The sequence below is a fragment of the Enterobacter sp. ZOR0014 genome, assembly GCF_000798855.1.
Classification (GTDB): Bacteria; Pseudomonadota; Gammaproteobacteria; order Enterobacterales; family Enterobacteriaceae; genus Enterobacter; species Enterobacter kobei.
In genome coordinates this window covers 1-11962 of record NZ_JTLF01000389.1, presented here as the reverse complement: position 1 = coordinate 11962, position 11962 = coordinate 1, and the positions used below count along the sequence as shown (strand labels likewise).

The following is an 11962-nucleotide window of genomic DNA, read 5'->3' as shown; positions in this document are numbered from 1 at the left end:
TTATATTAAATGGCAGTGAAAGCCAAGGTGTGTATTATTGGGACAGAACACATCTACATGCTGAGGATGATATCCAAGAGTTTGAGATCGCTGAGCAAAATGAGTGCGGCAATATCTATAAAATTACTAATAGCTTTACGGGATTTTACAAGAAAATTTGTGAGACATCTCTTGATGCAGGAATGAATGTAACTGTTGATTTATGATATTTCAAAATAAAGCCATAATCAGAATATGATCATGGCTTATTTTTTTTACATTTAGATGTTAGTAAATAGATAAACAGTAATAAAAAGAATGTCAGGTATGCTTGTATTTTACCATTGGTAATAATGCCATTGCATAGGAAAAAGGCATTACACAGAAAGGGGCTCAGAATTTGTTAAGGGAAAAGATGCACACTCCACAATCATCTGATTGCGAATAACATAATTCTTCTGCCGAGAGATCTTCATGCCAATGTGCCCCTGTTGGCTACGAATCAGATATATGGAGGAAAGAACATTGTTGAATAAATTAGAGCGCTTTGGAGCGAAATCGACACAATTACCATTAGATGAACTGAAAAAGACTTTAAATACATTAGAAGCATCCACAGGGCCAATTCCTGAAACTTATCGTGCCTATTTACTTCATTTTGGCGTTTCTGTTCTTTTTGATGTAAATGTTGTTTTCAAAGCGTTACAACCATCTCCATGGTCTGATGAGCAAGGAACTGATACGCTTGAGTCTTTATACGGTCTTGCAGAATCGGGTAAAGAATATACTGTCTTTGAAATGGCTGATACATACTGGAATGATTTTCGCGATCAATGGTTACCGATAGGAGCCTCGTCTGGTGATAATCAAATTTGTCTTTGTCTCAAGGGAGGTATGTCGGGAGAGATTTGGTTTTGGGATCACGAGTCTGATCCAATATTCAATGATTCAGCCGTGATTTCCGGTCTGACAAAAATAGCAAACTCCTTCGATGAGTTTGTTGATATGCTTACTGTTCAGGATGATAAAATAGAAACATCAGGTGTGATTAACGTCGATCTTGATTTTTAATAAAGGAGTACTTGCGGTGATCCTGACGAAGCCCATCCATTGATGTAAGGTGGGCGTAGCTGGTGTAGTAAATATTACAGCAGCAACAGCCGCTTCGCTATGCTGGAAATATATAATTTGCCTTTTAAAAGAGCAATATTAAAAATATTTGTGCGGATGCAATTTTCGGTTGCTCTTACGATACCAACTATATTAATGAATTTCAGGTTTTCGGTAAAAATCTGCCAGGAGTAAAACGATTCATGATAAGGATAAATGATGAGTATAATTAAAAATCTTGTTGCAACGTGTATTAACTGCGCTGAAGAAAATGATGTTCTCACCATCGGAATAGGGGATGACAGCCATGATCCAAAAAATTTTATCATTATCGGACGATTCGATGAAGATGAATTATCCGTTAACGAATGCATTGGATTCCAGAGTGAGTCAACGGAATATGAGTTAACAGACTCTATTCGTTCCGTACAACTCACAGATGACAAACTTGTGATCGTGCTTAATGATGATGCTGCAAAAAAAATTGGCATCAGCGAATATCACGTGGTCATTCCTGCTGCAAAAGATTCTAAATCGCTTGGAAAGTGTTTGAAGGAAGTGTTTGAAGGCAGTGATGTGCCGCTACAATTACCGTAAGGTTTTAGCCTCGATATCGCTAGCTTGGCTGCTTCACTTTTTTCTTAATATAGAAAAATATCACCCTCATCAATTCCCATAAACGCATTCACCGGCACGCAAAAACGCTTCGCCAGCTCGCGCATATGCTCCAGCGTTAATGTCGGGGTCGTGCTCGACAGTGGGCATTACCTCGACGGAATTCTTTTTAATAAGCGCCGATTAAATAGCGCGCTTCATCATCACGTAATCGCCAAAGATAACATCTGGCTCCCAGCCATCGTTTTTATAAAACGCAAGGGCAGGCACATTTTTTTGATAAACACCCAGCTTCAGCGTTTTAATATTTAACGCATTGGCTGCCTGATAAAGTTGCGCCATTATACGTTTAGCCAGGTGTTGTCGGCGATATGACGGAGCAATAGCAATCGTTAACTCAGGACCCGAAATCCCAGGTTTGTCCCCTTCGGGGAAATTCCTGAGCCAGGCAGCCCCTGCTGGAGTTCCGTCTGTGAATTCCGCAATAATACCCACCTCGCCCGCCTCAGGGAAATTTTCTATATATGCATATGAATGGGGAAAATTTTCAATATTATCTATGTCAAATGTTTGTTCAGAGGCTATCGTTGCCTCATAAAGCATCTGCACCATAAAAGGGCGATCTTCTGCTGTAATTAATCTAAATCTAAAATCCATTATCAGTATCTTCCATAACGTATTGTACACAATTGGCTTAAGGCGCAAACGATACATGCCATCTGTGATGAGCTCAACGTATAAGAAGGTTATTTACAATCAGCTGGCGGTTTGAGACCAAATGGCATTAGCGTTGCTGATTAACGCTGTAACGTTTTCGTTAGCATCTCACTCCAGCCCTTCAATATTCGACTTAACTGCCTTCAGCGTTCTTTTACGGATCCAGCCGCTGCCTGCCCGAATGACCAGCCAGTAAGCTGTCATTTTTAGCTGAGTGCTTCTGTCGGGACAATAAACAAAGGTTTCCGTGGAGAGCTCATGTTGGCCTGGTGCGCGTTCCGTTACCTGATAGCGCAGCAGCAGCTTTGCTTTACCCGCAGCGACTGGCGTCTGAAAAGCGCTGGCATCTGGCATGTTTTCAAGGTTGAAATCTGTACGCCAGAATTGTCCTCTTAACCCGTAACAGATCTCTGACGCTGATTGGGTCAAAAGGGTAAAACTGTGCAACCCAAAGTTGCTCATCGACCCGGCCTGTTTATTCCGTAATAATTTTTTCGGTATTTGCCGCAAAGACATTAACCGCCGAATCACGGCATCCTGACGGATGTCAAAGTTTGCAATCAACGGCAGAATATTTTCAGGGTGGGAAGTGTGGATGACCGTTTGGTGTTTTTCATGAAACTGGAACTGGGGGAGAAAAGCGGGAACATCCTGCCAGTTAGCAAGCGCTTTGCGGGTAACGAATCCTGGGTTCAGCATCTCTTATCCTTGTCATTCCTTGAGTTCAGCCAGAGTAACAGATGGTGTGCCGTAGACAATTACCAGGAAAAGGGAGTGGGGAAAGCGTTACGATGTCATCATTAATTCCCTGTCACCTTAACCTGCTTTCGCTCAATTCCCCACAAACGCACTCACTGGCAATCCAAAACGCTTCGCCAGCGCGCGCATATGATCCAGCGTTAACGTGCGCTGTCCGTTGAGGATCCGACTCACCAAAGACTTCTTGCCAATCTCATTCTCAAAGTCGCTCTGAGTGAGTTGGTACTGATCCATCAGCGTTCTCAGCAGTGCAACTCCAGATGAAATGCTGGCAAAGCGCGCGTTAAATTCTGCAAACTCCGCAAACTCGTTTTTGTATTTATCGATTTTGGCGGTGAGCAATTCTACCAGCGGGCTATCGGGGTCATGCTCAATTAGATACTCCACAAGTGTCAGCGCATCCTCATTATCTTGTCGCGACGGGCTTGATCCCAGGAAAGGGAGCTCGTTTGTCAGATCATTTGCCGCTTTGATGGCTGCTGCATAATTCTTTCTTTCGTTCTCCGGTAGAGATCCGTGAGCTTGTCATACTCTGCGTGTGTGCTGATGTGTTTGATGAAGATCTATCCCCTCTCAAAATCAGCAAAAAACAATATTCTAAAATGTACGCCACCCACATCAATGGCCACCATTTTTCCTGAGATTTCATCCAGCCAGGCTAGGTAAGAGCTTTCGCATGTCGTTTGGTGACGGGGAGTGGTCCTTTTTTATATTCGGTAAAGATCGTCCAGAGCGAGTGCTTGATTGGGAAATTGTCTGGTCGCTGTGTCGAAAGGCGCTCTTGAGACTGCGAGCATCCTTGCCCCATGTTTCCAGATTGGAACCACTATAGGCGATGGTTGGCGGGTTGAGAACGTGGAAATGGTCATGAACTGCAGTTTTCATATGCTCTTGATAACGGCGCTCATTAAATGAGTGCGAACATTGTATGGGGTGATTGTGTAAGATACGTCCGCTTTGTGCCAAAAGCAGACGTTGCTAATAGCATCCGGGCATTCAACGGGGAACAGATAAAATGTAATTAGTTGTGCGATTCATAGAGACTTCTCCACTATGATTGTGGTAGGTACCATTTTATTGGGGATGCATACTTCATATTCACCACTATCGCCTTCCTTACAACTAAAAATGGTATTGTTATCTGCCATCCAGCCCATCAAAAACTCCGTAATACCATTGAATTTTTTATGAAGGGCTTCTTTTATCATGTGAGAAGTCGATTATTCATGGGCATGGCATTATATTCGTGTTCAGAGGGGCAATCTGTTCCGTTCGGGACTGAAGGTACAGCCTATTTGGACAGGAGGTTGGCAATGAGTCCTTTTATTATCGAGTTCCGTGACCACCTAACTGGTCGCTACTGAGAAAAAATATTTACACAAAATGGTTTTGAAACTCGACAAATCACTCTTTCAAATGGTATTGTTTGAATCTATTCTTTATGTTTTGATCATTAATCACCTTCGCATCAATTAAACGCAAATCGTCTTTCGTACTAATCGTTACTTGTTTGCTCAAACATTTAGAATCAAACCCACAGAATACATCTATCAGCTTCCCTTTTACTACGTCTCTAGCTCCTCGATCACCAGCGAAGAAATATCCATCGTGCTTTACCACCTTACCAGAGGGCAAAGTAATATTCTGGCCCCTGGCTTTCTCTATGTAAATAACCTCCCCATGCTTAATATATAATGGGTCAGTGGCAATTGTCCTGTAAGGAACTAAGAACCAGTCATTCACACCTTTTCCGTACTTAGCATTCGTAATTTTATACCTCGTATCCCCATCTATATCTCTACTTCCATTTACAATGTAATCTGTGCACCGAACATGATACTTACTCTCACGTTTGAAATCATGGTAATTAAGAATCACAGGTTTACCATTAAAAGTTGTAGAAATAGATCCTTCAATTGCACCGAGACACCAGTAATAAGGACTCACGCGATCACTTACAGGGTTACCTTTCATATCACGATATGGAATACTATCTTCTGCAATGCTAGGTGGTACGATTTGGTCGTAGTAACGCGTGGCCGCAACACGTATAGTACCTTCAATCTGTGAATTTGTAGGCCTTGGCAAATCAAACACATAACGGCCATCCTTATCGTTTATAGGTTCAAACGTCATAGCATTTTTTTTCGAAGTTAATTCACTATTCGCGCTTAATAAAAATGATATACTATTTAAAGATAACAAGAAAAAAACATAAACTTTCATATGCCGTGCTGATAATACACTCATATCCCCTCCTAGGGTTGATTTAATAAATAGGAGTAAGTTATTTTATTTCAAATGATAAACAAGATGCAGCCAACCTTGATGCTATGCCATAAATTTTCTTAGGATCTTCTGAATTCAGCGCTTCTACTGACGCTTGCTGTATTTGCCTCGCAATACCTTCCTTTTGAGATAAATAATAGCTTGTACCCAATGGGCCTTTTTCTGCATTTCCTAATGTCATGCTTGTTAACCCTGAAACTCCAGCGGCAATGGCTCCAACAACAACAGCACTTCCTGAAGTCGCAAGAACCGCTGCAGTCAGACCAGCTACGCCACCAACTCCACCGAGAATTAACTTAGCCTGCTCAGCATTTTTATATCCTATTTCATAATTATTATGAATCAACCGGCATCGGTTACTAGCTAAAATAAAATCCTCCCATGCGGCGGCATACTCTTTTTTATTTTGGTCATTAGCATCCTTTAACTGCTTGGGATAATTCACTAATGAAATAGTATCAGGGACAGGTACGCGCTTATAGAAACATCCATTGAGGAAAAATAGAAAAAAAATTAGATAGGAATAATGTTTCATTTGAAATAATCCCTGTAACACTGTATTTTTAATTGTAACTCATTGCTGTCTTATCACTCTTAAAAAAAATCTATATGATAAATTTTGGTACATCTACATCACTAAATACTTCCATCTTTAATTATTGTAGAATAATGTGCTTAAGCAAGTTTGGGTAGCAAGACTTCGGTAACCATCTCATTGGTCAAAGGTCCGCTTCTCGCTCACAGCGGACCTTCAACCCAGTAAACTCGTCCGCTCAGTGCCAGAAGCGGATCTTTCTATAGAAATTTTCTGTCAAAAATTGGACGCAGGTCAATGGATACGTGCTTATTCACTAATGCCTGTGGTGATAAGATGGCAGCAACTCAAATATCAGAATTTGGCTTGTAATATGCTCGTTATTCAAGCTGGAATGATTTCACGCTTCGCGTTATTTATTAATTAGAACAGCAATATAGGATAGGGATCTTTATGTATCTTGCAGAGCTCACGATAAAGAATTTTCGCAAACTGCGTGAAGCCACGCTGAAATTTCAACCCGGTTTAAATGTTCTGGTAGGCCCAAACAACGTAGGGAAAAGTGCAGCAATCGATGCACTCCGGACGCTTCTTGCAGGTCATGATGAGAATTATCCTCGCCTCGATGGTTCTGATAGACACCGTCCGCATGAGGGCGACCCAACTGGTGATATAAGTTTCCATTTTGTCTTCCGAGATCTTAGCCTTGAAGATGAAGCGGACTTTATTGCTGCCCTCAAGCCAAATGGGGACAAGACAATGGAGGCGCATATCCATGTCCAGTATACCGATATGGATAAGACAGGACGATTCAAAGTCCGGCGTTGGTGCGGTGATCACCCAGAAATTTCGCTTACCTCAGATATGATGGAGAACCTTCGGGGGGTCTATCTCCAGCCTCTCCGCGATGCCGCGCAGGGCCTTCGTCCTAACCGTAACAGCCAGCTGGCTCGATTACTTCATTTGCTCACCGATGATGCAGGTCGTGACACAATAAATACGGCTTTAAAGCAACTTGACGAAACACTTAAACAAGACAAATCCATTCAGAGTACCCATAAAGCGATATCAACCAGACATGATTCCATGATGGGTGCTCAGCTAGCGCAGGAGCTTGCCGTCGGGCTCAGCGTGACTGATTTTCAGCGCCTCTCTTCCCGACTGACCCTGACGGCTGAAGCCATGGAGATTGAGAAGAATGGATTGGGCTTCAATAATCTGATCTTCATGGCGGTAGTACTTAGTGAATTGGCTAAAAATACTGATTCTGCTTTCAGGAGTTTGATTATTGAGGAACCTGAAGCGCATTTGCATCCCCAACTGCAGCGCGTATTGCTGCAGTACCTTGCAGGGATTCCAACGGGTGAAGGCGAAAAGCCTGTACAACTATTTGTCACCAGCCATTCCCCAAATTTTGCCAGTAATTCAAAGCTGGACTCTCTTGTATGCTTGATCGAAAACGAAGCTGGCGTTGAGACCTTCTTTCCACGTGATATTAAATTTGAAAAGGGAAAACGTGAAAAGTTAGAGCGATATCTGGACGTAACAAGGGCTGAACTATTTTTTGCACGCCGGGTGATTTTTGTTGAGGGCGCAGCAGAACTCATGTTGATTGACGCGCTTGCTAAGAAGATGAACTTTGATCTCAAGGGATATGGGGTCAGTCTCATTAGCGTTGAGGGACTTAATTTTGACTCCTTCCTCCCGCTTTTTGGAGAGCAGGGGCTGCGAATCCCCGTCGCTGTAGTAACCGATGCAGATCCATTTGAAGAAGAAGAAGTTGAAGCCGTGGCAGAGGGTGAACAGGCTGAAGAGGAAATTGATGACTTACTTTCTGAGGCTGCCTACCAGGAAGAAACAGATGCTCCTGATGATGAAGAGCCTGCTGGCAATGCTGAGAAAAAGAAAAAAGTTAAAAGGAAAGAGGTGTACCCAGCGTTGGGAGATCAGGTGCGGTTATCGGCAAATACCATCAAGATGAAGAGTCTGGAGGATGATTTCGTGAAGGTTTTTCATGGATTGAAGACCCTTGAATATGATCTGGCACTCATTGAGGCGAACCGCGACCCAATGCTTACTGCATTAGCCGACCCGCATCCAAAAATCTCTAAAGCTCTACGTAATATAGTTGATGCACAGCCAGACAATACCGCAAAAACCAAAGCGTTGTTCTGCGGAATGTTTGAGCGAAAAGGCAACGGCAATATTCAGAAAGGTCGATTCGCCCAGGCATTAGCAGAACAGATGTCGAAAGAAAATGGTTTTGAAGTCCCTGAGTATCTCAAAAAAGCTATTCAGCACGTCTGTCAGGGAGTGGTCAAGCCTTGAAACTATCAAAGGAACAGATAGATATCATAGAAGCACCGTTAGGGCCAATTGCGGTCACTGCGTGCGCAGGAAGCGGGAAGACAGCTACAGCCATTAGGCGCCTGATCGCCATTCGGCAGAAAATGCAAAACAGTCGTGGCCGCGTTGTGCTGTTGTCTTTCTCCAATGTTGCTGTCAATACCTTCAATACAGGATATGCGGAACTCGCTGCTGGCCTACCAGACGATGCTAATCGTCGAAGGGTGGAAGTCGATACACTTGACGGGTTTTTTACCAAACATATTTTACGTCCCCATGCTTACAGGACTATGGCCGCACCTCAGGCTGCATACTTGGTGTCAGGTTCGGAGCCTTTTCTTGCCAGGTTTAAATATTGGTGCGAAGGTCACCCCCCTTTGCCATTAAAAGACATAAAAATATGCATACTGGATGGGGACTTTGTCTTTTATTCCGATGTAAGAAATGACCTTGAAATTCTTGATAAAGGTAAGGTTTTAAAGATCATTCATGACCTTGGACGTTTAGGTGCTTACACTCATGAGATAGGTCGGTACTGGGTGTATAGGACCCTGGATTCTCAACCTGCAGTATTGAGGGCGTTGGCAGCCCGCTACCCGCAAATACTTGTCGATGAGTCTCAGGATTTGGGAACACTGCATGAGGAAATCTTAAAGCTACTCATTGCTGCAGGGGTTCAGGTTACGCTTATCGGGGATGTCAATCAGGGGATTTACGGCTTCGCTGGTGCTGACGGTGAGTTCCTGAATAGCTACGAGGAGCGTGCAGAGGTGACCGGCTACAAGCTTACTCGCAATTATCGTTCCCTGCCTCCAATCATAAATATCGCCAACATTCTTAGTGGCCGCCAAGACGAACCATACCGCCAGGGGGAACAAGGTGGAGCTTATTTTATTGGATACAAGGATTCGGAACTTCCCAAATTAATTGATGCATTCAAGGCCCGTATTGATGAGTTAGGCATGCAACATCAGGATGCTGTGCTCCTCTGCCGGGGAGCAGATAGAGCCGCAGTAATTGCGGGTAGGACTGCCCCTCCAGGACAAGGTTTAGTCAAGGTGTTAGCAGAAGCATCGTTGTTAAGGGATCAGCATAGTAACTACCATGGATGCTTTAACTTGGTCTGCCGGGCTATTCTCAGCTTATTGGAGGATATACCCCATGGCCTCAGTTCTAAACTTCAGGGGGTATCACATGATGCTGAGATGAAGGGACTAAAGCGATTACTATGGTGTTTCAGTCGCAACGCTGATTTGGGACTCCCTTCGTCTGCGCTTGTGGCTAAGACCGACTGGCACTCCAAGCTATTAACGAATGTTAAAGTGCTTCTCGCAGAGATTGAAAAGCACTACGGATATAAAGTTGCTGGCAATGTAGGTACTAAACTCACTAAGAAATTATTACCAGATCAGACACTAACCAGTGCAGTTTCGGCTCAAGGACACGGGCTAAGAGTCGAGACGGTTCATCAGGTTAAAGGGGAGTCTATCGGTGCGGTTATGTATGTGGCTAAGAAATCTAATATCAAAGCACTACTTTCAGGTACAGGTGATGAAGAAGGACGTATCGGGTATGTCGCAATAACTCGGGCCAAGAACTTGTTCTGGCTGGCTGTACCACAATCATGCCTTAAAGAATTAAAAGAAGATCTCATTAAAGCCGGTTTTCAGGAATGGATCACACTTGCCGTCATTGATCCTGCCTGAACAAAATTAAAGAGAAAAATTTAGCTCTGCCGCTCTGGACCGGGCAAATGGCCCGGTTCCGGTGTTTCGTAAAAGAGGTTTAAAAGCGCACCTATGGACTGAGGGCTTTGAAGTCCAATGATAGTGATCAATTTGCACGACTTATTCAATCGCCGTAATCGCCCACCCAACTTGGTGTCGGGCCGTCTGGAAATAACCACTCGTAGCCCGTTTGCTCCTTCAAACGCGCAAGTATTTTATAAAGCCGTTCGTGCATTGAAGCGTCGATGAATTTGATTAGGTCTTCCCACTCGTTTCTTCCACCTATATGGAGCCCTAAACTCATTTGCGCCTGTATATAAAATTGTGTGCCGCTGAACGCAAACCCTACTAGAGTATCAATCGATTTATGACCTCCGTTATGGGCATAACGTTCGTTGCGAATTTTATACAGCTCATCATGAACAGCCCGTAGGTGGGCAGGGAGATCATTCCGCTGGAGAACGCAAGTGCCATTGCTTTTGGCGAACAAACGTGCGTAGCTGACCACAAAAGCGGTTGTTAACATCTCCTGTTCCATCATCGATTCAGTGGTGATTTCAAACTTGGTCGTACGAAGCCGACGATAAATGTAACTAAGGCTTGTTGTAGTAGGTATTACCTTTATAAGTCTAATCAGACTTTCAATCTCTTTATTGCAACCGCCAATAATCTCCGCCCCTTTCTTCATTATTTGTTCAAAAGGCGCTCTTAGATCAGCTGGTAATTTGCTAAAAAATTCTTCAGAGACGCTGTAATAGTCGTCGCCTTCAAAAATAGGAGGTGGTGACATAGCCATCTGGGTAAACCCTGTGTTGAGAAATTGCACCATTTTCAAACTAATTGGCGGGGTTTATCAAGATAAACTAAAGTCTCCATTTGGCTTAGAAGCGGAAGGACTTACAGAAGGTCGAGAGTACAACTGAATTTCAAAACCGGCTCAAAGCGCGGTATTGGCTGCGGCACACGGAAATTATTCCTTGATGCATAACTCCTGTAAAATCTGCCAATTCTGTCCATTTATCCCGCCATAACCTTGCAAATTAGATTACCTTGTAAGTTTGGAAAGTCCAATGTCCGCAATTCGCTCTTAACAGACATTCAACTACACCGTTGTATTTTGCATAAGGCCGAAATCCTGCATCTTATCCAGCAGAACCCTGGCCCCATCACCTGCCTCAGTGCGCCGTTATATAAGGCTCCTTCACAAACTCCGCCAGCAGCCAGACCATATCATGCAGTAGCCCGGTGAGTTCTTTCTCCAAGCTCGAAGGCAACGTCCCACCCATCACCGCCAGCGTTAACGCCACGGCATAGTCCACTTGCAGAGTCGTTTCCTGCCAGCAGTCCGGCACGCAGGAGGTAATCTTTTCTCCTGCAATCAACTGCTCAACCAGATACGAAGGCAATTCGGCATCGCAGCATTCACGCAGCCGTTTCAACGCAGCCAGCAATCGCTTACAGAGTGTGGCAAATGTCACCGCATCGTCAGTGTCCACCAGCACGCTGACATAAGCGGTACAGGCATCGACCAATTCAAAGAGATCCGCAGAATCGGAAATTGAAGTATTGATAAGGTGATGAACTGCGCTTTCTTCACAGAACGCGTAAGAAACTTCAGGGATAGTAGCCATTTAGCATCCTCATTATCCAAAATAAGTCATGTTATGCTAACGGGTTCCTACGCCCGGTTACGGATGTGCCGCAACGCAGGCACTTTAAAACCGCGAAGAAGGGAAGAAAAGCGATATACCTGAATTACATAAGGTTGCTTGCAGGTTTGCGAGGCGGCTTCCAGAAGGGCATTGCCGGGTGGCGGCTACGCCTTACCCGGCCTACAAAACCAAAAACCAAACAACCCCCACCGCGACACGAACCGTAGATGTTC

11 protein-coding genes and 2 pseudogenes are annotated in these 11962 nt (G+C 43.9%); 5 read left to right on the top strand and 8 right to left on the bottom strand.

The genetic code is table 11. The annotated features are described in order from the left end of the window. From L977_RS24830 to L977_RS21905, 3 genes and pseudogenes are all read left to right on the top strand, one after another. A pseudogene (locus L977_RS24830) lies at window positions 1-206 on the top strand (SMI1/KNR4 family protein); the annotation flags it as partial. Window positions 207-504: 298 nt separating this feature from the next. Then, complete coding sequence (locus L977_RS21910) at window positions 505-1050, top strand: SMI1/KNR4 family protein (protein WP_032628746.1); 546 nt, start codon at window positions 505-507, stop codon at window positions 1048-1050. A gap of 255 nt (window positions 1051-1305) precedes the next feature. Then, on the top strand, window positions 1306-1686 hold the full coding sequence (locus L977_RS21905; protein WP_231563671.1) for an Imm10 family immunity protein: 381 nt from the start codon (window positions 1306-1308) through the stop codon (window positions 1684-1686). A gap of 201 nt (window positions 1687-1887) precedes the next feature. Here the strand turns inward: L977_RS21905 and L977_RS23385 are convergent, their stop codons facing one another. From L977_RS23385 to L977_RS21880, 6 genes and pseudogenes are all read right to left on the bottom strand, one after another. Beyond that, window positions 1888-2361, bottom strand: a complete 474-nt coding sequence (locus L977_RS23385) for a GNAT family N-acetyltransferase (protein ID WP_052192668.1) — start codon at window positions 2359-2361, stop codon at window positions 1888-1890. Between the two features lie 168 nt (window positions 2362-2529). Beyond that, the gene (locus L977_RS21895; protein WP_047626923.1) at window positions 2530-3120 is read right to left on the bottom strand and encodes a hypothetical protein; all 591 of its coding nucleotides are present in this window, start codon (window positions 3118-3120) and stop codon (window positions 2530-2532) included. Window positions 3121-3252: 132 nt separating this feature from the next. Then, on the bottom strand, window positions 3253-3654 hold the full coding sequence (locus L977_RS21890) for a helix-turn-helix domain-containing protein (protein ID WP_047626922.1): 402 nt from the start codon (window positions 3652-3654) through the stop codon (window positions 3253-3255). After that, a pseudogene (locus L977_RS25315) lies at window positions 3633-3977 on the bottom strand (type II toxin-antitoxin system HigB family toxin). Before L977_RS25315 ends, L977_RS21890 begins: the two are co-directional and overlap by 22 nt. A 607-nt stretch (window positions 3978-4584) precedes the next feature. After that, entirely contained in the window at window positions 4585-5430 is an 846-nt protein-coding gene (locus tag L977_RS21885; protein ID WP_231563668.1) for a 3D domain-containing protein, read from the bottom strand. 37 nt (window positions 5431-5467) lie between these two features. Further along, the gene (locus tag L977_RS21880; RefSeq protein WP_047626921.1) at window positions 5468-6004 is read right to left on the bottom strand and encodes a hypothetical protein; all 537 of its coding nucleotides are present in this window, start codon (window positions 6002-6004) and stop codon (window positions 5468-5470) included. Window positions 6005-6457: 453 nt separating this feature from the next. Between L977_RS21880 and L977_RS21875 the strand changes: the two genes are divergently transcribed. Next, window positions 6458-8332 carry an ATP-dependent nuclease gene (locus L977_RS21875; RefSeq protein WP_045134281.1) on the top strand — a complete coding sequence of 625 codons (1875 nt, stop codon included), beginning with the start codon at window positions 6458-6460 and terminating at the stop codon, window positions 8330-8332. Next, the gene (locus tag L977_RS21870) at window positions 8329-10056 is read left to right on the top strand and encodes a UvrD-helicase domain-containing protein (protein WP_045134280.1); all 1728 of its coding nucleotides are present in this window, start codon (window positions 8329-8331) and stop codon (window positions 10054-10056) included. Before L977_RS21875 ends, L977_RS21870 begins: the two co-directional genes overlap by 4 nt. Window positions 10057-10201: 145 nt before the next feature. Here L977_RS21870 and L977_RS21865 read toward each other — a convergent pair whose 3' ends face one another. Together L977_RS21865 and L977_RS21860 are read right to left on the bottom strand one after the other, a co-directional pair. After that, window positions 10202-10873 carry a hypothetical protein gene (locus L977_RS21865; RefSeq protein WP_045134279.1) on the bottom strand — a complete coding sequence of 224 codons (672 nt, stop codon included), beginning with the start codon at window positions 10871-10873 and terminating at the stop codon, window positions 10202-10204. Between the two features lie 379 nt (window positions 10874-11252). Next, window positions 11253-11708, bottom strand: a complete 456-nt coding sequence (locus tag L977_RS21860; RefSeq protein ID WP_045134278.1) for a hypothetical protein — start codon at window positions 11706-11708, stop codon at window positions 11253-11255. Between the last annotated feature and the right edge of the window lie 254 nt (window positions 11709-11962).

Bases quoted from the DNA above. Each gene is read 5' to 3' on its own strand.
- L977_RS21875 (WP_045134281.1), top strand. From the start codon at position 6,458: ATGTATCTTGCAGAGCTCACGATAAAGAATTTTCGCAAACTGCGTGAA.
- L977_RS21885 (WP_231563668.1), bottom strand. From the start codon at position 5,430: ATGAGTGTATTATCAGCACGGCATATGAAAGTTTATGTTTTTTTCTTG.
- L977_RS21905 (WP_231563671.1), top strand. From the start codon at position 1,306: ATGATGAGTATAATTAAAAATCTTGTTGCAACGTGTATTAACTGCGCT.
- L977_RS21880 (WP_047626921.1), bottom strand. From the start codon at position 6,004: ATGAAACATTATTCCTATCTAATTTTTTTTCTATTTTTCCTCAATGGA.
- L977_RS23385 (WP_052192668.1), bottom strand. From the start codon at position 2,361: ATGGATTTTAGATTTAGATTAATTACAGCAGAAGATCGCCCTTTTATG.
- L977_RS21895 (WP_047626923.1), bottom strand. From the start codon at position 3,120: ATGCTGAACCCAGGATTCGTTACCCGCAAAGCGCTTGCTAACTGGCAG.
- L977_RS21865 (WP_045134279.1), bottom strand. From the start codon at position 10,873: ATGGCTATGTCACCACCTCCTATTTTTGAAGGCGACGACTATTACAGC.
- L977_RS21860 (WP_045134278.1), bottom strand. From the start codon at position 11,708: ATGGCTACTATCCCTGAAGTTTCTTACGCGTTCTGTGAAGAAAGCGCA.